The organism is Pseudomonas sp. P4_C1 (assembly GCF_056402155.1).
In genome coordinates, this window is sequence record NZ_JBFUHY010000037.1 from 19,824 (window position 1) to 43,238 (window position 23,415).

17 protein-coding genes and 2 pseudogenes are annotated in these 23,415 nt (G+C 59.9%); 7 read left to right on the top strand and 12 right to left on the bottom strand.

Annotated elements, in window-relative coordinates; translation table 11 throughout:
• Window positions 1-48: 48 nt before the first annotated feature.
• The 6 genes from AC1DU9_RS19050 to mreB all read right to left on the bottom strand — a co-directional run bounded on the left by AC1DU9_RS19050 (window position 49) and on the right by mreB (window position 8,865).
• A complete protein-coding gene (locus AC1DU9_RS19050) occupies window positions 49-3,852 on the bottom strand; it encodes a YhdP family protein (RefSeq protein WP_477810617.1) in 3,804 nt (1,267 codons plus the stop codon).
• 75 nt (window positions 3,853-3,927) lie between these two features.
• On the bottom strand, window positions 3,928-5,385 hold the full coding sequence (gene rng, locus AC1DU9_RS19055) for a ribonuclease G (protein ID WP_007970246.1): 1,458 nt from the start codon (window positions 5,383-5,385) through the stop codon (window positions 3,928-3,930).
• Between the two features lie 57 nt (window positions 5,386-5,442).
• Complete coding sequence (locus AC1DU9_RS19060) at window positions 5,443-6,039, bottom strand: Maf family protein (protein ID WP_477810618.1); 597 nt, start codon at window positions 6,037-6,039, stop codon at window positions 5,443-5,445.
• Window positions 6,040-6,071: 32 nt separating this feature from the next.
• Window positions 6,072-6,563 (bottom strand): rod shape-determining protein MreD, encoded by a 492-nt coding sequence (gene mreD, locus AC1DU9_RS19065; RefSeq protein WP_103394147.1) that lies wholly within the window; start codon window positions 6,561-6,563, stop codon window positions 6,072-6,074.
• Complete coding sequence (gene mreC, locus AC1DU9_RS19070) at window positions 6,563-7,636, bottom strand: rod shape-determining protein MreC (protein WP_411740700.1); 1,074 nt, start codon at window positions 7,634-7,636, stop codon at window positions 6,563-6,565. The genes mreD and mreC overlap by 1 nt, the downstream gene beginning before the upstream one ends.
• 191 nt (window positions 7,637-7,827) lie before the next feature.
• Window positions 7,828-8,865: a rod shape-determining protein MreB gene (mreB, locus tag AC1DU9_RS19075; protein ID WP_002555108.1), complete on the bottom strand. Its 1,038-nt coding sequence runs from the start codon at window positions 8,863-8,865 to the stop codon at window positions 7,828-7,830.
• A 211-nt stretch (window positions 8,866-9,076) separates the two neighbouring features.
• Here mreB and gatC point away from each other — a divergent pair, with 211 nt between their 5' ends.
• The 7 genes and pseudogenes from gatC (at window position 9,077) to AC1DU9_RS19110 (ending at window position 16,193) form a co-directional block, all read left to right on the top strand.
• Window positions 9,077-9,364 carry an Asp-tRNA(Asn)/Glu-tRNA(Gln) amidotransferase subunit GatC gene (gatC, locus tag AC1DU9_RS19080; protein ID WP_007901429.1) on the top strand — a complete coding sequence of 96 codons (288 nt, stop codon included), beginning with the start codon at window positions 9,077-9,079 and terminating at the stop codon, window positions 9,362-9,364.
• Between the two features lie 16 nt (window positions 9,365-9,380).
• A complete protein-coding gene (gene gatA, locus AC1DU9_RS19085; RefSeq protein ID WP_223458685.1) occupies window positions 9,381-10,832 on the top strand; it encodes an Asp-tRNA(Asn)/Glu-tRNA(Gln) amidotransferase subunit GatA in 1,452 nt (483 codons plus the stop codon).
• Between the two features lie 146 nt (window positions 10,833-10,978).
• A pseudogene (gene gatB, locus AC1DU9_RS19090) lies at window positions 10,979-12,427 on the top strand (Asp-tRNA(Asn)/Glu-tRNA(Gln) amidotransferase subunit GatB); the annotation flags it as partial.
• 179 nt (window positions 12,428-12,606) lie between these two features.
• A complete protein-coding gene (locus AC1DU9_RS19095) occupies window positions 12,607-12,981 on the top strand; it encodes a septal ring lytic transglycosylase RlpA family protein (protein ID WP_223458683.1) in 375 nt (124 codons plus the stop codon).
• A gap of 50 nt (window positions 12,982-13,031) precedes the next feature.
• On the top strand, window positions 13,032-14,093 hold the full coding sequence (locus tag AC1DU9_RS19100; RefSeq protein ID WP_477810619.1) for a calcium/sodium antiporter: 1,062 nt from the start codon (window positions 13,032-13,034) through the stop codon (window positions 14,091-14,093).
• Window positions 14,090-14,470, top strand: coding sequence for a carboxymuconolactone decarboxylase family protein (locus AC1DU9_RS19105; protein WP_477810620.1), 381 nt, complete (start codon window positions 14,090-14,092; stop codon window positions 14,468-14,470). Before AC1DU9_RS19100 ends, AC1DU9_RS19105 begins: the two co-directional genes overlap by 4 nt.
• A gap of 235 nt (window positions 14,471-14,705) precedes the next feature.
• Window positions 14,706-16,193, top strand: a complete 1,488-nt coding sequence (locus tag AC1DU9_RS19110; protein ID WP_223458676.1) for a PhoPQ-activated pathogenicity-related family protein — start codon at window positions 14,706-14,708, stop codon at window positions 16,191-16,193.
• Here AC1DU9_RS19110 and AC1DU9_RS19115 read toward each other — a convergent pair.
• The 6 genes and pseudogenes from AC1DU9_RS19115 to AC1DU9_RS19140 form a co-directional block, all read right to left on the bottom strand.
• Window positions 16,190-17,131 (bottom strand): AEC family transporter, encoded by a 942-nt coding sequence (locus AC1DU9_RS19115; protein ID WP_223458674.1) that lies wholly within the window; start codon window positions 17,129-17,131, stop codon window positions 16,190-16,192. The genes AC1DU9_RS19110 and AC1DU9_RS19115 overlap by 4 nt on opposite strands.
• 187 nt (window positions 17,132-17,318) lie before the next feature.
• The gene (garD, locus tag AC1DU9_RS19120; protein ID WP_477810621.1) at window positions 17,319-18,872 is read right to left on the bottom strand and encodes a galactarate dehydratase; all 1,554 of its coding nucleotides are present in this window, start codon (window positions 18,870-18,872) and stop codon (window positions 17,319-17,321) included.
• An 11-nt stretch (window positions 18,873-18,883) separates the two neighbouring features.
• A pseudogene (locus AC1DU9_RS19125) lies at window positions 18,884-20,281 on the bottom strand (MFS transporter); the annotation flags it as partial.
• A 136-nt stretch (window positions 20,282-20,417) separates the two neighbouring features.
• The gene (locus AC1DU9_RS19130; RefSeq protein ID WP_477810622.1) at window positions 20,418-21,863 is read right to left on the bottom strand and encodes an aldehyde dehydrogenase family protein; all 1,446 of its coding nucleotides are present in this window, start codon (window positions 21,861-21,863) and stop codon (window positions 20,418-20,420) included.
• Window positions 21,864-21,936: 73 nt separating this feature from the next.
• Window positions 21,937-22,848: a 5-dehydro-4-deoxyglucarate dehydratase gene (kdgD, locus tag AC1DU9_RS19135; protein ID WP_007981458.1), complete on the bottom strand. Its 912-nt coding sequence runs from the start codon at window positions 22,846-22,848 to the stop codon at window positions 21,937-21,939.
• A gap of 383 nt (window positions 22,849-23,231) precedes the next feature.
• On the bottom strand, window positions 23,232-23,415 hold a 184-nt coding region (locus AC1DU9_RS19140; protein ID WP_477810623.1), incomplete at its 5' end, for an FCD domain-containing protein.

Sequence of the window (23,415 nt, forward strand, 5' to 3'; positions counted from 1 at the left end):
CGGCCATGCTACTCCATAGACTTGCCGAGTGCCTTTTGAAAAAGGACCTCAAAAAGCCTTGTCGAAGGTGATTTTCGGCTCTTTCCACGGCCCTTGGACCCTGTACTTCACACTGGCGAAACGGGAGACCCGGTCGCCGATCAGCTTGTCGATCAGGAACAGTGCCCCGCCGACCGCGGGTGCACCGACGATCAGTGCGGCAATCGGCAGGTTATTGGTCACCGGCAAGGTCACCATCAGTTTCGCATCGATCTGATCGGCCACCATGTTCAGGGTGCCGTCCAGTTCAATAGTGCTCGAAGGGCCGGTCAGCCGGATCGGCTCCTGGGTGACATACACGCCATTGGTCCCAACCAGCAGCCCTTTGACCCGGTCATAACTCAGACCTTTGCCGAACAGGTCGGAGAAGTCCAGGCGCAGGCGCCGGCCGATGGAGTTGAAGTTGAGTAAACCAAATACCCGCAGCGCCTGGGCACTGCCTTCGACTTCGACGAACTGGCCCTGATTAAGCGTCGCATCGAGCGAGCCGGAGAAACGCTTGGTCGCCACCCAGGCTGGCGAGCCGGGCCAGCGGCCATCGACATCCATATAAAAGTCCTTGCTGGTGACGCTCGGCGCAAACCCCCAGCCCTTGAGCACATCGGCGAGGTTCTTGCCACTGATGCGTCCCTTGTACCAGCTGTTGCTGGCGCCGGGCATGCCTTCCCAGCCACCGCTGCCCACCAACAGTATGCCCTTGAGGCCCAGGTCCAGCGAGTTGAACACGATGCCTTTGGGCGTAGGACGAATCTTCAGCGACCAGCCCCCTACCAGATCCTGCCCCTGGAATAACTGATTGATGGTGATGTCCATCGCGGGGATTTTCGTCGGGTCCACCGACGCCAGCGGATCCGGCGAGTTTTCATCGGCCAGCACGGCCGGGTCCGGTGCCGGCAGACGCACGGTTTGCAGATTGATCGTGATCGGCGAGGCTTTCGCATCGGGCAAGCTCGCGCTGCCCTTGATCTGCTGGCTGTCGAGTTGCAGCGCCCAGGCGGAAGGTTTGCGCATCAGCTGAATCGAGGCCTGGTCGAGCGTGGTGCCGATACCGCTAAGCTTGTCCACCTTGAAGTCCGCGCCGCTGAGCAATTGCCTGGCGCTGCCGCCGGGGTCCTCTCCGGCGTATTTATCCGCCAGATCCTTCCACGGGCCAACGTCCAGCTCCGATAATACGCCCCGTATCCGCAGGCCTTTGGCGTCAGGCAACACGGCCTCGCCGCCACCGAGGGACAATTCCCCGCGACCGTCGGCGAAATTGCTGGCCGGTGCGGCGAACGTGAAACTCGCCAGGTCCCCGTAGTTGACCCAATAGCGCCGCTCGTCGCCCTGCAAGGTCATGCGGAACGTCGTGTCGCGACCAGCCTCGGACGTCATGCCGAACGGTGCAGGCAAATCGACGGCCACACCCTTGAGGCTGGAATTGACCCTCAACTGGCTATTGGCACCATCCAGGGTCAGTTGCAGTTGATACGGGATCACGCCACTCACCGGCAGAGGCTGGGTCACCTTCAGCCAGTCGGTCAGCTTCCTGACCTCGACCTGGCCCGACGCGGTCACCCGGGTATTGAGCTTACCCGGGCTGCCGTCGGCAAAAATCTGTGCGGTGACTGGCTTGTCGAACGCCCGTGCGCTGATGCCCTGTCCACTCAGGCCCTTGGCACTGTCGAAACGGAAATCACCTTTGAGCTGGGTCAACTCCAGCACAGGTTCAGCCAGTTTCAAGCGCGCCTTGGCGGTCTTGAAGTCGACGAGGATCTTCGGCTCCTCGCCTTTCGCCAGCGGAATATCCAGCTTCAACTTACCTTGCAGATCACCCTCGCCTTCCCACCCGGCAAAGGTTGCCCCGGTACCGATCGGCGCTTCCTGGAGGATTTTCAGGCCATCGCCCAAACCGCCGGCAAATCCGCCATCGAGGAACAAATGGACGTTCTGCCCGGCAGGCACATGGGGAATGTCGACGTAAACATCGTTGACCTGGGTATCGAGCAACTGGCCCTTGCTGGCCAGAATCCGCACGCCGCTGTCTTCGACAAACACATCGCCGCTGACCTTGCTGACATGGGGCCAGCCCGGCTGGAAGGCCAGTTCGGCATCGTGAACCTTGAAGTACAGGCTGATGCTGCGATCCTCGTCTGCGGCACCGTGGCTGAGCGACCCTTGATACTGGAAGAAGCCTTGATCCACCGCGCCCTTGAGAATCGCGGTACGCAGCCATTCGTCCAGCGCCGGGCTGAGGACTGCCGGCAGGTACTTGGCGGTGTAGCGACCGTCTCCGTCCACCATGCCAACCCGCAGGTCCATGTAGTCTTCCTGGGTGTGATCGAAATGCAGGCGAATCAGGAAGTCGCCGGCGATCTTGCCTTCCTCGCCCAGCACCTTCAGGTACGGCGCAATCAGGGTGAAACCTTCTTTATCGAGCTTCCAGGTCAGCCGCGCATTGGCCTGAATGTACTGCCATGGCTTGGCGAAAATAGGGTCCAGATGCAGCATGAAATCCTTGCTGTCCATGCGCAATTCGCCGCGCCCCAGATCACCACTGATGCTGCCGCTGACATTTCGCGCCGCCGGCGCACCGTGATAGGCATCGAAGCCTACCTGGTCGAGATTGGCGGCAAAGCCGAACTTGCTGTCGTCTGTGGCATTGGGGCGCAAGTCGACCAGCACGTTACGCAGGCTGCCCGTGACTTTGAGCCGCTCGACGACCGTGGCAAAACCTTCTGGCAACGGCGCCATAGCGTTGAGCAGCGGGGTCAGCGGAGTGAGATCGACCCGGTCGGCTTGCAGGTGCCAGAGCTCTTCGGTTTTATCAGTGGCCGCGGTTTGCTTGAGCTGCAAATGCGTTTCCCAGCGGGTCTCGCCGAGGTTCATCGCCAGGGAATCGAGAGTCACTGACGCGCCTTCGGCACTGCGCTGGAAGTAGCCGTTCAGGGCCAGATTGTTGATCTGGATCTGTTTGCGCTCGGCATAGGCACCCTTGAGTTGTGGCGCATTCAAACGCACCGCAGCGCTTTGCAAGGTGCCTTTGCCCCAGGTCAGCCAAAGCTCGCCACCGGCTTTGATCTCAGAGAAACTCCACTCTTGGGTCACTCGCTCGGGCAGCCACTTCGACCAGTCGCTTTGCGGCAGGCTCAGGTAAAACTCGGCTTCAGAGTCCTGCCATTGGCTGGCACGAATGCGGGTACGCAGGCTCATGGCCACGGGCTGGCCGTCGGGCAGCGTCAGCCGCGCGTCGAGCCGCTGCCGCGACGCCCCGGTTTTCAGATTGAGGCCGACGTAGGTCAGGGTCAGCGGCGACTGTGCAAACGGCTGCAAGGTCACCTGGCTGTCCAGCACCGACAATTGCTGGATCATCTGCATGCGATTGAGCAACTGTTCCGGATCGGTTGGCTGGTCCTGCTGCACCGGCAAACCTTCCAGTGCCCATTGACCGTCGTTACCCTCCTTGACGCTGATCTTCAGGCCGCTGAGCTCCAGATGAGCGATGCGTACCTGACGGGCCAGCAGGCTGGCCCAAAGGTCAGGCACCGCACGCACCTGATCCAGGTGCAAGGCATTGGCGCCCTCGCCGACAGTCACGTCATGCGCCATCAGTATGGGGGCGAATCCACTCCAGTTGCCTTCGAGCTCGCCGATCTGCAACGGCATGCCCAAGGCATCGCTGGCTTTGGTTTCTATGTCGGCACGGTACTCGGCGACTAACGGCGTCAGCTCCCGGCCCAGGCTGACGTAGAGCGCCATCAACACCAAAACCAACGCGCACAGGCCCAGACCCCAGCGGGTCAGTGCGGCCAAAATGCGTGTCAGACGGTCCATGTCAGGTGGCCCCCATGGCAAAATTTTTGCAAAAAGCTGAGGCCAGCCATTCTCGAACAATCAAAACGATACGCTTCAGAGCAGCACCACGTCGTATTGTTCCTGGGAATACATGGTTTCGACCTGAAAGCGGATGGTGCGCCCGATAAACCCTTCCAGCTCGGCGACGTTGCCCGACTCTTCGTCGAGCAGGCGGTCCACCACTTTCTGGTTTGCCAATACACGATAGCCTTCCGCTTGATAGGCGCGCGCTTCACGCAGGATTTCGCGGAAGATTTCGTAGCAAACGGTTTCCGGGGTCTTGAGCTTGCCGCGCCCCTGACAGGCATTGCACGGCTCGCACAACACTTGTTCAAGGCTTTCGCGGGTGCGCTTGCGGGTCATCTGCACCAGGCCCAGTTCGGTGATACCGATGATGTTGGTCTTGGCGTGATCGCGCTCCAGTTGCTTTTCGAGCGTGCGCAGCACCTGGCGCTGGTGTTCTTCATCTTCCATGTCGATGAAGTCGATGATGATGATTCCGCCGAGGTTGCGCAGGCGCAATTGACGAGCGATGGCTGTCGCGGCTTCGAGGTTGGTCTTGAAAATGGTTTCTTCGAGGTTGCGATGGCCGACGAACGCTCCGGTGTTGACGTCGATGGTGCTCATGGCTTCCGCCGGGTCGACCACCAGGTAACCGCCGGACTTGAGCGGGACCTTGCGCTCGAGAGCCTTCTGGATTTCGTCTTCGACGCCATACAGGTCAAAAATCGGCCGCTCGCCCGGGTAATGCTCCAGACGGTCGGCAATCTCGGGCATCAATTCGGCGACGAATTGCGTGGTTTTCTGGAAGGTTTCCCGGGAGTCGATGCGGATCTTCTCGATTTTCGGGCTCACCAGATCACGCAGGGTGCGCAGCGCCAAACCGAGGTCTTCGTAGATCACGCTGGGCGCGCTGATGGTTTTGATCTGGGCGCTGATCTGATCCCAGAGCCTTCGCAGGTAGCGGATGTCCATGAGGATTTCATCGGCGCCGGCGCCTTCGGCTGCCGTGCGCAGAATGAAACCGCCAGCTTCCTTGATCCCTTCCTTGGCCACGCAATCGGTGACCACTTGCTTGAGTCGCTCGCGCTCGGCCTCGTCTTCGATCTTCAGGGAAATGCCGACATGGGCCGTGCGTGGCATGTACACCAGGTAACGCGAAGGGATCGACAGCTGAGTGGTCAGGCGCGCGCCCTTGGAACCGATCGGGTCCTTGGTCACTTGCACCACCAGGCTCTGGCCTTCGTGCACCAGTGCACTGATGCTCTCGACCGCCGGGCCTTCGCGCAGGGAAATTTCCGACGCATGAATGAATGCAGCACGATCCAGGCCGATATCGACGAATGCTGCCTGCATCCCCGGCAATACCCGCACGACTTTGCCTTTATAGATGTTGCCGACGATCCCGCGCTTTTGCGTGCGCTCGACATGGACCTCTTGCAGGACACCGTTTTCGACCACCGCCACGCGTGATTCCATCGGCGTGATGTTGATCAGGATCTCTTCACTCATGGCAGGGTCTCGTTCAGGCATGTTCACGATAATGGCCGCATCTGTTCAGGACGACGCTTAAAGCGCGTTCCGGGGTTGCCAACAGGGTATGCCGAAATGGCCGAGCAGTTCCGCGGTTTCGCAAAGCGGTAGTCCGACTACCGCTGAATAACTTCCATTGAGCCCGGCGACAAACACCGCACCCAGTCCTTGAATGCCATAACCGCCCGCCTTGTCCCGTGGTTCGCCGCTGGCCCAGTAGGCCGCGGCTTCATCGCGACTGATAGCACGAAATCGCACCCGACTGGTGACAACCCGGGACTCGCAACGTTCGCCATCGAGCACTGCAATCGCGGTCAGGACCTCATGCTCACACCCTGACAACATCATCAGCATGGCGCACGCATCCGCTTGATCAACCGGTTTGCCGAGAATTTTTCCGCCCTGCACCACGGCGGTATCGGCGCCGAGCACGCAGAACGGTTCGTCAGACACGACGCCGCCGCGCCCGGCCTCGGCCTTGCCGCGCGCCAGGCGCTCGACGTAGGCCGATGGGGATTCTTGAGCTATAGGGGTTTCATCGATGTCCGCACTGACGGCGGAGAACGGAACGCCGATCTGCGTGAGCAATTCACGCCGACGCGGCGAGCCAGAGGCGAGGTACAACCGTTTCATCAAGACCTCTCCCTGTCTAATGCCTGAGCGAATCAATTGATTTTGTAGCGTCGACGCAATCCGCGCAAACCGAAACTGATCCAGGGCCAGAGCAATGCACTGACCAGTGCCGGCAGCACCAGCGCCAGCGTCGGCTGACGATTGCCGGTCAAGGCACTGAGCCATAGTTGTACAAGCTGGGCGAGGCCGAAGATCACCAGGATCACCAGGCTCTGTTGCCACATCGGGAACATCCGCAGACGTTGCTGCAGCGCCAGCACCAGGTAGGTGATGAGGGTCAGGATCAAGGCGTTCTGCCCCAGCAAGGTACCGTAGAGCACGTCTTCAGCCAGCCCCAGGCAAAACGCCGTCACCATCCCGACGGTCTGAGGCAGGTTCAACGCCCAGAATGCCAGCAACAAGGCCAGCCACAGCGGGCGCAGGATTTCCATGAATTGCGGCAGAGGCGAAACGCTCAACAGCAGACCGACGGCGAACGTCAGCCAGACTATCCAGCCGTTTCGGGATGCTTTTACACCGGCCATTATTCTCTTCCCACAGGAGTGGCCGGCGCAGAGGCCGGCGGCTTGGCGGCAGGCTTCGCAGCAACGGGCTTGGTGGCCGGCGGTTTAGCGGCCGCCGGTTTGGCTGGCGTGGTGGCCGGTTTTGCCGGCGCAGCGGTTGCCGGGGTCGCCGTGGCAGGCGCCGCGGGTGCAGCGGCCGGCACAGCCGGGGCTGCCGGATTGACCAGTTTCGGCACCGTCGCCGGAATGATCGGCCCACCGCCCTGCGCGTCCAGGCTTTCCTGAGCCTGGGCGGCGTCGTTGGCGCGCTCTTCGGCAGTCCGGTTGTCGCTGAACACCAACAGCAGGTAACGGCTACGGTTCAAGGCGGCGGTCGGAATGGCGCGGACAATGGCAAACGGCTGGCCGGAATCGTGAATCACTTCCTTGACCGTCGCCACCGGATAACCGGCCGGGAAACGTTGGCCGAGACCGGAACTGACCAGCAAGTCGCCTTCCTTGATGTCGGCGGTATCGGCCACATGCCGCAACTCGAGACGTTCCGGGTTACCGGTGCCGCTGGCAATCGCCCGCAAACCGTTACGGTTCACCTGCACCGGAATACTGTGGGTGGTATCGGTCAGCAGCAAGACACGGGAGGTGTAGGGCATCAACTCGACCACCTGGCCCATCAGGCCACGGGCATCGAGCACTGGTTGGCCGAGGACCACGCCGTCACGCTCACCTTTGTTGATGATGATGCGATGGGTGAAGGGGTTGGGGTCCATGCCGATCAACTCGGCCACTTCGACCTTCTCGTTGACCAGTGCCGACGAGTTGAGCAACTCGCGCAGCCGAACATTCTGCTCAGTCAGGGAGGCAAGCTTCTGCATGCGCCCCTGCAACAGCAGGTTTTCGCTTTTGAGTTTTTCGTTTTCGGCGACGAGTTCGGTCCGGCTGCCAAACTGACTGGCAACGCCTTCCCACAGTCGTCCAGGCAGGTCAGTGATCCAGTAGGCGTCCATCAGCACCAGCGACATCTGGCTGCGTGCAGGCTTGAGCAGACTGAAACGGGCATCGACCACCATCAGCGCGACCGATAGCACGACCAGCACCAACAGGCGCACGCCCAGTGAAGGGCCCTTGGTGAAAAGCGGTTTAATAAGCCGCTCCTTCCAGGCAAATGTTCTGTTTATTCATACGGCGGCAATCCGGCCTGGATGCAGACTGACAGAAGATAAACGCGAACAGGCAGCACTGCAAAGTGCCGCCTGCGCGCTCAACAGCATAGAGGCGATCCGGCGACTTATTCGCTGGAAAGCAGGTCCATGGTGTGTTTATCCATCATTTCCAATGCACGGCCACCGCCGCGAGCAACGCAGGTCAGCGGGTCTTCGGCAACGATCACCGGCAGACCGGTTTCCTGGGCCAGCAATTTGTCCAGGTCACGCAGCAAGGCGCCACCACCGGTCAGTACCAGGCCACGCTCGGCGATGTCGGAAGCCAGTTCCGGAGGCGATTGCTCCAGGGCGCTTTTCACGGCCTGAACGATGGTCGCCAGGGACTCTTGCAGAGCTTCCAGCACTTCGTTGGAGTTCAGGGTGAATGCGCGCGGAACGCCTTCGGCCAGGTTACGGCCACGAACATCGACTTCGCGAACTTCGCCGCCCGGGTAGGCCGTACCGATTTCCTGCTTGATGCGCTCGGCGGTGGATTCGCCGATCAGGCTGCCGTAGTTGCGACGCACGTAGGTGATGATCGCTTCGTCGAAACGGTCGCCGCCAACGCGTACGGATTCGGCGTAAACCACGCCGTTCAGGGAGATCAGCGCGATTTCAGTGGTACCGCCACCGATATCCACGACCATCGAACCGCGAGCTTCTTCAACCGGCAGGCCGGCACCGATCGCAGCGGCCATTGGCTCCTCGATCAGGAATACTTCACGGGCACCGGCGCCAAGGGCCGATTCACGGATGGCACGACGCTCAACCTGGGTGGATTTGCATGGAACGCAGATCAACACGCGAGGGCTAGGCTGCAGGAAGCTGTTTTCGTGAACCTTGTTGATAAAGTACTGCAGCATTTTTTCGCACACGCTGAAGTCAGCGATCACGCCGTCCTTCATCGGACGAATGGCAGCGATGTTGCCCGGTGTACGGCCGAGCATGCGCTTGGCTTCGGTGCCGACAGCAACGACACTTTTCTGGTTACCGTGTGTCCGAATGGCCACAACGGAGGGCTCATTCAGGACGATACCGCGCTCGCGCACGTAAATAAGGGTGTTGGCAGTGCCCAGGTCAATGGAAAGATCGCTGGAAAACATGCCACGCAGTTTCTTGAACATGGGAAAGGGACCCTAGGCAACGCGTGGGTAAAAAAGTGCGGCAAACTCTAACAACGACAGGGATTTTGGGCAAGGCGCCAATATGTTAAATTGGCCGCTTTTCTGTGCACCAAGCCCCACAATCGCGGCCTTATGACCGTAGAAGTGCGGTAGTGTTCCGACAATCTAACACACGGACGCGGTCCGTTTTGTTTTCCACTGGAGAATCCCAATGGCGCTAGAACGCTCCGACGTGGAAAAAATCGCTCATCTGGCCTGCCTTGGCCTCAATGATGCCGATCTTCCACACATCACTTCGGCCCTCAACAGCATTCTCGGGCTGGTCGACGAAATGCAGGCGGTCAATACCGACGGTATCGAACCGCTGGCCCACCCACTGGAAGCCAGCCAGCGCCTGCGTGCAGACGTCGTGACCGAGACCAATCACCGCGAGGCCTACCAGTCCATCGCACCAGCGGTCGAAAACGGCCTGTACCTGGTTCCGAAAGTCATCGACTAAAGGGAAAGAGCCTGCAATGCATCAATTGACTCTGGCCGAGATCGCCCGCGGACTCGCCGATAAAAAGTTTTCCTCCGAAGAGCTGACCAAAGTCCTGCTGGCGCGCATCGCCCAGCTCGATCCGCAGCTCAACAGTTTCATCAGCCTCACCGAGGACCTGGCGCTGACGCAGGCGAAAGCCGCTGACGCCCGCCGGGCCAATGGTGAGAGCGGCGCCCTGCTCGGCGCGCCGATCGCCCACAAGGACCTGTTTTGCACCCAGGGCATTCGCACCAGCTGCGGCTCGAAGATGCTCGACAACTTCAAGGCACCGTACGACGCCACTGTCGTCGCCAAACTGGCCGCTGCCGGGGCCGTGACCCTGGGCAAGACCAACATGGACGAATTCGCCATGGGTTCGGCCAACGAGTCGAGCTACTACGGCGCGGTGAAAAACCCGTGGAACCTGGAACACGTGCCTGGCGGTTCGTCCGGCGGCTCCGCTGCGGCGGTTGCCGCTCGTCTGTTGCCAGCGGCCACCGGCACCGACACCGGCGGTTCGATCCGTCAGCCAGCAGCACTGACCAACCTCACCGGCCTGAAACCGACCTACGGTCGCGTTTCGCGCTGGGGCATGATTGCCTACGCGTCCAGCCTCGATCAGGGCGGCCCATTGGCCCGCACCGCCGAAGACTGTGCGATCCTGCTGCAAGGCATGGCTGGCTTCGATCCAAATGACTCCACCAGCATCGACGAACCCGTGCCTGATTACAGCGCCGGCCTCAACGGTTCGCTGCAAGGCCTGCGCATCGGCGTGCCGAAGGAATACTTCAGCGCCGGTCTCGACCCACGCATCGCCGATCTGGTCATGGCCAGCGTTGAAGAATTGAAAAAGCTCGGCGCGGTGGTCAAGGAAATCAGCCTGCCGAACATGCAGCACGCGATCCCTGCGTACTACGTGATCGCCCCGGCGGAAGCCTCTTCCAACCTGTCGCGTTTCGACGGCGTGCGTTTCGGCTACCGCTGCGAAGACCCGAAAAACCTGGAAGACCTGTACAAGCGCTCCCGTGGCGAAGGCTTCGGCCCGGAAGTTCAGCGCCGGATCATGGTTGGCGCCTATGCGCTGTCCGCCGGTTACTACGACGCCTACTACCTCAAGGCGCAGAAGATTCGTCGCTTGATCAAGAACGACTTCATGGCGGCCTTCAATGAGGTCGACATCATCCTCGGCCCAACCACGCCGAACCCGGCCTGGAAGCTCGGCGCCAAGAACAGCGACCCGGTCGCTGCGTACCTGGAAGACGTCTACACCATCACCGCCAACCTCGCCGGTCTGCCGGGCTTGTCCATGCCTGCAGGTTTTGTCGATGGCCTGCCGGTCGGCGTGCAGTTGCTCGCCCCGTATTTCCAGGAAGGCCGCCTGTTGAACGTTGCCCACCAGTATCAGTTACACACTGACTGGCACACCCGCACCCCGCAGGGGTTTTGAAACTGCTGCGCTCGGTAATGCTGCGTTGAAAACTGGCTCGTAATGCTCATTGACTAAAGTCAACTCCGCTTACTCGCCAGTTTTCGCCTTGCCTTACCTTCGCTCGCGACGTTTCAAAATCCCCAGCAAAGGCTTCTGAGGAGACACACATGCAATGGGAAGTCGTGATCGGGCTGGAGATTCACACCCAGCTCACCACCCGGTCGAAAATCTTTTCCGGTAGTTCAACTACTTTCGGTTCCGAGCCGAACACCCAGGCCAGCCTGATCGACCTGGGCATGCCTGGCGTATTGCCGGTGCTGAACCAGGAAGCGGTGCGCATGGCGGTGATGTTCGGTCTGGCGATTGACGCCGAGATCGGCCAGCACAACGTGTTCGCCCGTAAAAACTATTTCTACCCGGATCTGCCGAAGGGCTATCAGATCAGCCAGATGGAATTGCCGATCGTCGGCAAGGGCCACCTGGACATCGCCCTCGAAGACGGCACGGTCAAACGCGTCGGCATCACCCGCGCGCATCTGGAAGAAGACGCCGGCAAGAGCCTGCACGAAGAATTCAGCGGCGCCAGCGGCATCGACCTGAACCGTGCCGGCACGCCGTTGCTGGAAATCGTCTCCGAGCCGGACATGCGCAGCGCCAAGGAAGCCGTGGCTTACGTCAAGGCGATCCACGCGCTGGTGCGCTACCTGGGTATCTGCGACGGCAACATGGCCGAAGGTTCGCTGCGTTGCGACTGCAACGTGTCGATCCGTCCGAAAGGCCAGGTCGAATTCGGCACCCGCTGCGAGATCAAGAACGTCAACTCGTTCCGTTTCATCGAGAAGGCGATCAACTCCGAGATCCAGCGTCAGATCGAGCTGATCGAAGACGGCGGAAAAGTGATCCAGCAGACCCGCCTGTACGATCCGAACAAGGACGAAACCCGTCCGATGCGCAGCAAAGAGGAAGCCAACGACTACCGTTACTTCCCCGATCCGGACCTGCTGCCGGTAGTCATCGAGAACTCGTTCCTTGACGAGGTGCGCGCCACCCTGCCGGAATTGCCACCGCAGAAACGCGAGCGCTTCCAGGAGCAATTCGGCCTGTCGGTCTACGATGCCAGCGTCCTGGCCACCAGCCGTGAGCAAGCCGACTACTTCGAAAAAGTCGCGAGCATTGGCGGCGATGCCAAACTGGCGGCGAACTGGGTGATGGTCGAGTTGGGTAGCCTGCTCAACAAGCAAGGCCTGGACATCGAAGAGTCGCCGGTTTCCGCCGAGCTTCTGGGTGGCATGCTGTTGCGCATCAAGGACAACACCATCTCCGGCAAGATCGCCAAGGTGGTGTTCGAAGCGATGGCCAACGGCGAAGGCAGCGCGGACGAGATCATCGACAAGCGCGGCCTCAAGCAAGTGACCGACACCGGCGCCATCTCGGCGGTACTGGACGAAATGCTCGCGGCCAACGCCGAGCAGGTCGAGCAATACCGTGCGGCAGACGAAGCCAAGCGCGGCAAAATGTTCGGCTTCTTCGTCGGTCAGGCCATGAAAGCCTCCAAAGGCAAGGCCAACCCGCAACAGGTCAACGAACTGCTGAAAAGTAAGCTCGAAGGCTGATGAGGATGGAGCCAGCTCTAAAATCTGGCTCCATTCCCTGCGGGAGCGACGGTGCGACGATTCGACCTGCTCGCGGTTGCGGTCCGGCACTCAACGATGAGTTGACTGTCAGAATGTCAATCGCGACCAAGTCGGACCGCCGCACCGTCGCTCCCACATTTGTTTTCGGAAGCTTTCAAATGAAGCGTCTACTTGGACTTTGCGCCCTCCTCTCGCTCCTGGCCGGTTGCGCCAGCACCGACACTGTCGATCCACACGGCTACGACAAAACCGGCGTGGCTTCGTATTACGGCGCCAAACACCAAGGCAAACGTACCGCCAGCGGCGAACGTTTCAACAAGAATTCCATGACCGCCGCCCATCGTCAGTTGCCTTTTGGCACGCGGGTGAAGATCACCAATCTGAACAACGACAAGTCCTGCGTGGTCCGCATCAATGATCGCGGCCCGTACAGCCGTGGACGCCTGATCGACCTGTCCCATGAAGCCGCCGAACGTTTGGGCATGCTCAAAAGCGGCACCGCACGGGTTCGCGTACAAGCCCTCGACGACTGACCGATGGAGCCCCGACCATTTTCGGATTAGCCGATTTACCCCTGATCAGCGTGATCGAATTGCTCAGCGGATTGCTCCTGCTGATTGTCGGCGCCGAATTGATGGTGCGCGCCGCCGTACGCATTGCCGCACGGTTGCACATACGCCCGCTGATCATCGGCCTGACCATCGTCGCCCTCGGCAGCAGCGCCCCGCAGATGGCGGTCAGCCTGCAAGCCACCCTGGCGCACAACGCCGACATCGCGGTCGGCAGTGTGATCGGCAGCAGCATTTTCAACATCCTTGTCACCCTCGGATTGTCCGCGCTGATCATTCCGCTGCGGGTTTCCCGGCAACTGGTGCGCCTGGATATTCCGTTGATGATCGGTGCCAGCCTGTTGGTTTTCGTACTCGCCTGGAATGAAGAACTGACCCGGGCCGACGGCGTGATATTGCTTGCCGCTCTGGCGATTTACCTGGGCTTGTTGCTGCGCCAGTCGCGACACTCGGCACGGCCGGTATCAAGCCATGACCACCACCCGCAAGCGCCATGGCTGAGCAGCCTGCTGATGATCGTCGCCGGACTGGCGATGCTGGTGTACGCCGGGCACTTGTTGCTGGGTGCAGCGGTTGCGGTCGCCACCGATTTTGGGTTGTCGGAGCGGATCATCGGCCTGACCATCGTCGCTGTCAGCACGTCACTGCCTGAGCTCGCCACTTCGTTGATCGCCGCAATGCGCGGCGAGCGCGAGATTGCCGTGGGCAACGTGATTGGCAGCAACCTGTTCAACCTCTTGGGCGTGCTCGGCATTACCGCACTGGTGGCGCCGTCGCCGCTGTCGGTGTCGCCCAACGCCCTGGATTTCGACCTGCCGGTGATGCTCGGCGTCGCGGCGCTATGCCTGCCGGTGTTTTACTCCGGCTACCGGGTGACCCGCGCCGAAGGCCTGCTGTTTCTGGGTTTGTACCTGGCCTATGGACTGCACGTGGTGTCGTTCACCACCGGCATGCCACTGGCCGGCAAGCTGGAACACTTGATGCTGCTTTTCGTCCTGCCGGCGTTGGTGGCGTTTTTACTGTTCACGTCGCTACGCGCATGGCGTCGCCAACACCATAAGAGGGAAGTCCCATGACCGAGAATAAAAAACCCGGCGTTGAAGTTCGCCGCCAAGTGATGGGTGACGCCTTCGTCGACCGCGCACTGGGCAACGCCACCGAGTTCACCCAGCCGTTGCAGGATTTCGTCAATGAACATGCCTGGGGCGCAGTCTGGAACCGTGAAGGTCTGCCGTTGAAAACCCGCAGCCTGATCACCCTTGCCGCCCTGACCGCACTGAAGTGCCCACAGGAATTGAAAGGTCACGTGCGCGGTGCACTGAACAACGGCTGCACTGTGGATGAGATTCGCGAGGCGTTGTTGCATTGCGCGGTGTATGCCGGTGTGCCGGCGGCGATCGATGCGTTTCGGGCGGCGCAGGAAGTGATCGAGCAATACCAGCAGCCTCAATAACGCAAAAACACTCATTCAACGGAGAGACTTTTGTTTCTCCGTTGAATCTGCACAACCAGTAAAAATCATTGAATTTACATTTATACTTGCAACTTCCAAATACAAATATCCCGACAAACAATACCCATTAAAAAACACTTTCAATATCAACACCACAAAGACAAACTTTTCCGACCGCAGATATCCCCGCAAAAAAACAAATAAAATATAATTTGAAACAAGCGAGAGCCAATCCATGCGATCCAGTCTTTGTGTCATTCTTTCGAGCACCTGCATTTCTCTTGCACTTGCAAGTCTTACCGTACAAGCCGAAACTTCCGCGAATGCCTGCCTGGGCAGCCCTTACAACTTCAGTGAAGTATTGAACTGCTACAAAAAAGAGGAAGCCTCCAAGCCATTACTCTACGTTGCAAAAGGCACCGAAACCTTTCCAGGTGTCGAAAAGCGCAGCTTTGAGCTCTCCTCCCAGCGCTGGTCACCTGATGGACTGGTCAGCCCGGAACAATGGAAACATGACGTGGATATCTATATCCCCCACAATGCCGCTCGCGGACAGGCAGTGTTAGTCGCGAATAACGGAACCAACATCCCCGCCGGCAAAAAAGCGGCATCTGACCCCACAGACTTCACTCAAGCCATGGCACTGGAAGTTGCGCGCAAAACCGGCACCATTGTCATTTCGCTCAGCAACATCCCCAACCAATATTTGACGTATGCCGATGACGGTCGCGCCCGTACAGAAGATTCAAGTGTTGCCCATAGTTGGAAGCTGTTTCTGAACAATCCCGAAGCGCGCCCATACATGTCGGTGCATGTTCCGATGATGGCATCGCTGGTCAAGACCATGGATCTCGCCCAGAAGGAACTTGGGCCATGGCAAGTTGACCAATTCATTGCCACCGGGGCATCGAAACGCGCCTGGGCAGCCTGGCTTTCGGCAATTGCCGATGAGCGAATCAATGCCGTCGTGCCGTTTGTCATTGATGGTCTCGGTACAGACAAAGTACTCGAGCATACCTATCAAACCTTTGGAAAAAACTGGCCGCTGGCCTTCTATGACTATCATGGCGAAGGCGTTCTGAGTCAGCGACACAGTGAAAACTTCAAAAAACTGATGAAAATCGAAGATCCGATGACCTACCTGGACAGTGCCTACGCAGAGCGATTGTCGATCCCGAAATATATCGTGAACGCCAGCAGCGATGATTTTTTCGCGCCCGACAACTCGGACTTCTATTTTGACCAGTTGCCAGGACCGAAGAGCTTGCGCGTCGCCCCTAATGCCAGTCACACCGGGATCAGGCAATTTGTCGAGAATTCGCTGATTTCAGTGGTCAACCGGTGGCAGCAGGATCGCCCACTACCCACCATCACGACCAACGCAACCACACTTGCAACGGGCAAAACGGTTTCGCTGCAGTTCACCGAAGCGCCGGTTCAGGTCACTCAGTGGACCGCGGTGAATCCGATGGCGCGAGACTTCCGCGATGCCTGCGCAATTCGCTACGAGCCGACAAACATCACCCCTTCCTCGCCTTTGAGCGCCCAGGTACAGATTGATACGCCCGAGCAGGGCTGGGCAGCGAGCTTTGTCGAGGCGACCTTCGCCGATGGTTTTGTCACCACCACACCGGTGCAGATCACGCCTGATCGCTACCCGAATGCAGCACCTCCAGAGACCGGGCCCATGTGCAAAACCTTGCCCGATGTGGCCAGCCGCTAAATCCAGCCGCCCCACTGCAACAAAAAGATCCCGATATTCGTGGTCACGGCAGCCATCAACGTGGTGATCACGATGATGGCTGCCGCCAATTCATGATTGCCTTCGGCGGCACGGGCCATCACAAAGCTGGCCGCTGCCGTCGGGCTGCCGAAGTACAGAAACAGAATCCCCAGTTCCGCCCCACGAAAGCCCCACAGCCATGCCCCCAGCGTCGCCAGCACCGGCAGGCCGATCATCTTCATCAGGCTTGAACTCAGCGCCATGTTGCCGCTTTTGCGCAGTGCCGCCAGGGACAGCGTGCCGCCAATGCAGATCAGCGCCAGCGGCAGCGTGGTTTGCGCCAGATACTGGCCGGAGGTCTCCAGCCATCCCGGCAAACCGATCTTGAACCAGGCGAACGGTGCGGCCGCAATCACGCTGATGATCAGCGGATTGCTGAAAACGCTTTTGCAGATACTCCACGGATCGGACTTGATCACCGGGCTGTAGACCGCCAGCACAATGGTCGAGAGCGTGTTGTAAAACAGGATCACCAGCGCCGCGAGAATCGCCCCGAGGGAAATCCCGTAAGCACCGTACATGCTCGCCGCCAGCGCCAGGCCGATGACCCCGTTGTTACCGCGAAAGGCGCCCTGGGTGTAGATCCCGCGATCTTCCCGCGGACACTTCCAGATCGCCCAGCCCCAGGCAATGGCAAAACACACCAGGGTCGCCACGGAGAAATAGATCAACAGCGCCGGCTGCAATGCCGCGTGCAGGTCGGCATGCAGGATGCCCAGAAACAGCAACGCCGGCATGGTGACGTTGAACACCAGTGCCGACGCGGTGTGGATGAAATTATCGTTGATCCAATCGATGCGCTTGAGCAGCACCCCCAGAAACAGCATGGCAAACACCGGCGCGGTGATGTTCAGGGTTTCGAGGAAAATTGCCAGCATGCCGGGAGGACCTTGGGGTGGGCGTCGTTAGGGGGCTAATGATAAGCCACCGGACACATCGGCGCCTGCTGGATCGCTATCGCGAGCAGGCTCGCTCCTACATTTGTCCAGTGTCGAACACAAAATCCGTGTACGAAGAAGATCCATTGTAGGAGCGAGCCTGCTCGCGATGAACGATAACGCGGTCTTATGTGATCGGCGCCGGGTTGAACAGGGTGATGTCGTTATGCAGTTTGTGCTGCTCGGCCCACGTCTGTTTCTTGCCGCTGGCCACATCCAGGTAGTAGTGGAACAGCTCCCAGCCCAGTTCCTCGATCGATGCGCGGCCGGTGGCAATACGCCCGGCGTCGATGTCGATCAGGTCCGGCCAGCGTTGCGCCAGTTCGGTCCGGGTCGAGACCTTGATGACCGGGGCCATGGCCAACCCGTAAGGCGTACCACGACCGGTGGTGAATACATGCAGGTTCATCCCCGCCGCCAGCTGCAACGTCCCGCAGACAAAGTCGCTGGCCGGGGTCGCGCAGAAGATCAGGCCTTTGCGCTTGAAACGCTCGCCAGGGCCAAGCACGCCATTGATCGCGCTGCTGCCGGACTTGACGATCGAGCCCAGGGACTTCTCGACAATGTTCGACAACCCGCCCTTCTTGTTGCCCGGCGTGGTGTTGGCGCTACGATCCGCTTCACCCTTGGCCAGGTAGCGGTCGTACCAGTCCATTTCCCGCACCAGTTCCTGGGCGACGCCCTGGTTTTCCGCGCGGGAGGTCAGCAGGTAAATGGCATCGCGCACTTCGGTGACTTCGGAAAACATCACCGTCGCGCCGGCCCGCAGCAACAGGTCCGAGGCATAACCGAGTGCCGGGTTGGCGGTGATACCGGAGAACGCATCACTGCCGCCGCACTGCATGCCGAGGATCAGCTCGGACGCCGGTACGGTTTCCCGACGGCGCTGATCGAGCTTCTTCAAGCGCGTCTCGGCCAGTTCCATGATCTGCTCGATCATCTCGGTGAAGCCGTGGCTGGAATCCTGCAAGCGGTACAACCAAGGCTCGCTGAGATCCACCGAGCTGTCGTTGTCGTGCATCACCTGCCCGGCTTGCAATTTCTCGCAGCCCAGGCTGATCACCAGGGCTTCCCCGCCCAGGTTCGGGTTACGCGCCAGGTTGCGCACGGTGCGGATCGGGATGTAAGCGTCGGTGGCGGTGATGGCCACGCCGCAGCCGTAGCTGTGGGTCAGCGCCACCACGTCATCGACGTGCGGGTACTTGGGCAGCAACTCGTCCTTGATGCGTTTGACCGCATGATCGAGCACGCCGGTCACGCATTGCACGGTGGTGGTGATGCCGAGAATATTGCGCGTGCCGACGGTGCCGTCGGCGTTGCGATAACCCTCGAAGGTGAAGCCTTCCAGCGGTGCTTGCGCGGCCGGCACATCGGTGGACAGCGGCAGGCTGTCCAGCGGCGGCGCGGTCGGCATGCGCAGTTGATCTTCCTTGACCCAACTGCCGCGGGGAATCGGCTGCAAGGCATAGCCAATGGTCTGGCCGTAACGAATCACCTGGCCACCTTCGGGAATGTCCTCCAGGGTGACCTTGTGACTCTGCGGCACGAAGTCCACGGTGACCAGGCCGTCCGAAAATTCGGTACCGGCTGGTACGCCCTGATCATTGACCACGATGACCACGTTATCCCGCTCGTGCAGGCGGATGTAGCGCGGCGAGTCGGAATGTTCAATCAACTGCATGACGCCGCTCCTCAGGAATGCGCTTGAGACAATTTGCCAGGGGCTTGAGAACCGTTCGCTGGTGGCTCTTTGAGCACCACACGCTTGATCGGGCCCACGATCACCAGATAGCTGAACACCGCGACCAGTGCGTTGCAACCGACGAACACCAGTGCCCATTTGAACGAACCGGTGGAACTGATGATGTAGCCAATGACGATCGGGGTGGTGATGGAAGCGAGGTTACCGAATGTGTTGAACAGGCCACCGCTCAGGCCGGCGATCTGCTTCGGCGAGGTGTCGGACACCACCGCCCAACCCAGTGCACCCACGCCTTTGCCGAAGAACGCCAGGGCCATGAAGCCGACCACCATCCATTCAACATCCACGTAGTTGCAGGCCACGATGCTGCTGGAAACCAGCAGCCCGGCAATGATCGGCGCCTTGCGGGCGAAGGTCAGGGAATGGCCTTTGCGCAGCAGGTAATCGGAAATCACCCCGCCCAATACACCACCGATGAAGCCGCAGATCGCCGGCAAGGACGCAATGAAACCGGCCTTGAGAATGGTCATGCCGCGTTCCTGCACCAGGTACACCGGGAACCAGGTCAGGAAGAAGTAGGTGATGCCGTTGATGCAGTATTGGCCCAGGTATACGCCGAGCATCATGCGGTTGGTCAGCAACTGCCGGATGTAGTCCCACTTCGGACCATCGGTCTTCTTGCCTTTGCCCTTGTCCTGGTCCATGTCGACCATGCCGCCGTTGTCGGCGATGTGCTTGAACTCGGCATCATTGATCATCGGGTGCTGACGCGGGCTGTGGATAACCTTCAGCCAGATCCCGGAGAAGATGATGCCGATCACGCCCATGACGATAAACACGTGCTGCCAGCCGAAGCTGTAGACGATCCAGCCCATCAGCGGTGCGAACAGTACCGTGGCGAAGTATTGCGCCGAGTTGAAGATCGCCGAGGCAGTGCCGCGCTCAGCGGTCGGGAACCAGGCCGCTACGATACGTGCGTTGCCGGGGAAGGATGGCGCTTCAGCCAGGCCTACCAGGAAGCGCAGCATGAACAGCGCAACCACTGCCGTGGACATGCCGAACTCGCCGACATAACCCTGCAGCACGGTGAACAGTGACCAGGTGAAGATACTCAACGCGTAGATTTTTTTCGAACCGAAACGGTCCAGCAGCCAGCCACCGGGGATTTGCCCGGCCACGTAGGCCCAACCGAATGCGGAGAAGATGTAGCCAAGGGTAACGGCGTCGATGCCCAGGTCTTTCTGCAGGCTGGAGCCGGCGATTGCGATGGTAGCCCGGTCGGCGTAGTTGATCGTGGTCACCAGAAACAGCATGAGCAGGATCAAATAGCGGACGTGAGTCGGCTTGGTCGATTGCATGTAGATGTACTCCCACTGATTATTTTTATGCGCGGGTGAATCTTTAGTTGCTCCCCTGTAGGAGCGAGCCTGCTCGCGATGATGGTCAACGATGACGCGGGGCATCAGGTGTACAGCCGCGACCTCGAGACCATCGCGAGCAGGCTCGCTCCTACAGGTGTTGCGTTTACGAACCGATGTAGCTGGTCTTCACGACCGTGTAAAACTCTTGCGCATAGCGACCTTGCTCACGTGATCCATAGGATGAACCTTTACGCCCACCGAACGGAACGTGGTAATCCACACCGGCGGTCGGCAGGTTGACCATCACCATCCCGGCCTGGGAGTGGCGCTTGAAGTGGTTGGCGTACTTCAGCGAGGTGGTAGCGATGCCCGCCGACAGCCCGAACTCGGTGTCGTTGGCCATGGCCAGGGCTGCTTCGTAATCGGCGACGCGGACGATGTTGGCCACCGGGCCGAAGATCTCTTCACGGCTGATGCGCATCGAGGCTTCGCTGTCGGCAAACAGGGTTGGCGCGAGGAAGTAACCCTCGGTGTCGCACGTCACCAGACCACCGCCGCTGACCAGACGCGCACCTTCGGACTGGCCGATGTCGATGTACTTCATGTCCTGTTCAAGTTGTGCTTGCGAGACCACCGGACCGATATCGGTACCCGCCTTCAATGCATGGCCGACCTTGATCGACTTCATGCGCTCGGCCATGGCTTCGACGAACTGGTCGTGGATGCCGGCGGTGACGATAAAGCGGCTGGAAGCGGTGCAACGCTGGCCGGTGGAGTAGAACGCGCTCTGTACCGACAGTTCGACCGCTTGCTTGAGGTCGGCGTCGTCAAGAATGATCTGCGGGTTCTTGCCACCCATTTCCAGCTGAACCTTGGCCTGGCGCGACACGCAGTTGACGGCGATCTGACGACCCACGCCCACGGAACCGGTGAAGCTGATGCCATCGACTTTCGGGCTGTTGACCAGCGCATCGCCGACCACGCGACCACTGCCCATCACCAGGTTGAACACACCGGCCGGGAAGCCTGCGCGGGAGATGATTTCGGCCAGGGCCCAGGCGCAACCCGGAACCAGGTCCGCCGGCTTGAGCACGACGCAGTTGCCATAGGCCAGGGCCGGAGCGATTTTCCATGCAGGGATGGCAATCGGGAAGTTCCATGGGGTGATCAGACCGACCACGCCCAGGGCTTCGCGAGTGACTTCAACGTTGACGCCCGGACGCACCGACGGCAAGTAGTCGCCGGACAGGCGCAGGCACTCGCCGGCGAAGAACTTGAAGATATTACCGGCGCGGGTCACTTCGCCGATGGCTTCAGGCAGGGTCTTGCCCTCTTCCCGGGCCAGCAAGGTGCCGAGCTCTTCACGACGGGTGAGTATCTCGGTACCGACTTTGTCCAGGGAATCGTGACGCGCCTGAATGCCGGAAGTGGACCAGGCCGCAAACGCGGCACGGGCGGCGTCGATGGCGGCGTGGACCTGAGCCAGATCAGCCTTGGCGTAGTCGCCGATGCCGTCGGTCAGTTCGGACGGGTTGATGTTGGTCGAATAGTCGCCACCGGCAACCCATTCGCCGTTGATGTAGTTATCGAAACGCTTTGAATCAGCCACGGCTTGCCCCTTTTACAAGAAGTCCTAACGCAAAAAGCCGCCGATTGCTCAGCGGCCCTGGTTTTATCGGGTGTTACTGCGCGCCCTGCTTGTCGATCAGCGCGGCGAGCATTTCGTACTCTTCACCGGTCAGATCGGTCAGCGGCGCGCGCACAGGACCTGCGTCGTAGCCGGCAATTTTTGCCCCGGCCTTGACGATGCTCACGGCATAACCGGCCTTGCGGTTACGGATGTCCAGGTACGGCAGGAAGAAGTCGTCGATGATCTTGCCGACGGTGGCGTGATCTTCGCGAGCGATCGCGTGGTAGAAGTCCATCGCGGTTTTCGGGATGAAGTTGAACACCGCCGAGGAGTAGACCGGTACGCCCAGGGCCTTGTAGGCCGCGGCGTAGACTTCGGCGGTCGGCAAGCCACCCAGATAGCTGAAGCGATCACCGAGGCGGCGACGGATCGACACCATCAACTCGATATCACCCAGGCCATCCTTGTAACCGATCAGGTTCGGGCAGCGCTCGGCCAGACGTTCCAGCAGCGGCGCGGTCAGGCGGCAGACGTTACGGTTGTAGACCACCACGCCGATGTTGACCGATTTGCACACGGCTTCGACGTGAGCGGCAACGCCGTCCTGGCTGGCTTCGGTCAGGTAGTGCGGCAGCAGCAACAGGCCTTTGGCGCCCAGGCGCTCGGCTTCCTGAGCGTATTCGATGGCTTGACGGGTCGAACCGCCCACGCCGGCCAGGATCGGCACGCTGGTGGCGCAGGTGTCGACGGCGGTCTTGATGATTTCCGAATATTCGCTGGCCGCCAGAGAGAAGAACTCACCGGTGCCGCCCGCGGCGAACAAAGCCGAGGCGCCGTATGGGGCCAGCCATTCGAGACGCTTGATGTAACCCGCGCGATTGAAGTCGCCCTGAGCATTGAAATCGGTGACCGGGAAGGACAGCAGACCGGCAGAGAGGATGGACTTCAGTTCTTGTGGATTCATTATTCGAACACCCTGGATAGCGACGTTATGTGAGAAAACCGTTCAGCCCGCGCTGAAGTTGTAGGTCATCGTACAACTTAAAATACAACCGTCAACTGCATTTCATCGCTGGGGGTGAAAATTGTTCGACAAGAAAGGCTGTCTGCCTGAGTTTTAGCGGGTTTCAGCGGAGGAAGGACAGTTGCGAGCACCGTGATAAACGGTCGTTTGAGAGATACGTTGTCGGAAGATAGGGGAAAGCTGCTGGATTTGTTTTATGGCTTACGGCCCTATCGCGAGCAGGCTCGCTCCTACAGTGATCTTCAGTGTTGCGAGATCCACTGTAGGAGCGAGCCTGCTCGCGATAGCGGTAGTTCAGACGATGGAGGACAAGGGCAGATTACTTACCCCCGCTGCGCCTCAGCCTCTTCATGGGCATGACGCAACCGCTCACGGCTGTTGGTMAGGTGCAAACGCATGGCGGCCCGCGCCGCATCGGAATCCTGACGGGCAATGGCGTCGTAGATTTCCTCGTGCTCACGGCTCAGGCGACTCATGTAGTGCTGCTGGTCGTCATGGGCCAGGCGC

Bases quoted from the DNA above. Each gene is read 5' to 3' on its own strand.
- kdgD (WP_007981458.1), bottom strand. From the start codon at position 22,848: ATGAATCCACAAGAACTGAAGTCCATCCTCTCTGCCGGTCTGCTGTCC.
- gatA (WP_223458685.1), top strand. From the start codon at position 9,381: ATGCATCAATTGACTCTGGCCGAGATCGCCCGCGGACTCGCCGATAAA.
- AC1DU9_RS19060 (WP_477810618.1), bottom strand. From the start codon at position 6,039: ATGAAACGGTTGTACCTCGCCTCTGGCTCGCCGCGTCGGCGTGAATTG.
- mreB (WP_002555108.1), bottom strand. From the start codon at position 8,865: ATGTTCAAGAAACTGCGTGGCATGTTTTCCAGCGATCTTTCCATTGAC.
- AC1DU9_RS19115 (WP_223458674.1), bottom strand. From the start codon at position 17,131: ATGCTGGCAATTTTCCTCGAAACCCTGAACATCACCGCGCCGGTGTTT.
- garD (WP_477810621.1), bottom strand. From the start codon at position 18,872: ATGCAGTTGATTGAACATTCCGACTCGCCGCGCTACATCCGCCTGCAC.
- AC1DU9_RS19050 (WP_477810617.1), bottom strand. From the start codon at position 3,852: ATGGACCGTCTGACACGCATTTTGGCCGCACTGACCCGCTGGGGTCTG.
- gatC (WP_007901429.1), top strand. From the start codon at position 9,077: ATGGCGCTAGAACGCTCCGACGTGGAAAAAATCGCTCATCTGGCCTGC.
- AC1DU9_RS19105 (WP_477810620.1), top strand. From the start codon at position 14,090: ATGACCGAGAATAAAAAACCCGGCGTTGAAGTTCGCCGCCAAGTGATG.
- AC1DU9_RS19110 (WP_223458676.1), top strand. From the start codon at position 14,706: ATGCGATCCAGTCTTTGTGTCATTCTTTCGAGCACCTGCATTTCTCTT.
- rng (WP_007970246.1), bottom strand. From the start codon at position 5,385: ATGAGTGAAGAGATCCTGATCAACATCACGCCGATGGAATCACGCGTG.
- AC1DU9_RS19095 (WP_223458683.1), top strand. From the start codon at position 12,607: ATGAAGCGTCTACTTGGACTTTGCGCCCTCCTCTCGCTCCTGGCCGGT.
- mreD (WP_103394147.1), bottom strand. From the start codon at position 6,563: ATGGCCGGTGTAAAAGCATCCCGAAACGGCTGGATAGTCTGGCTGACG.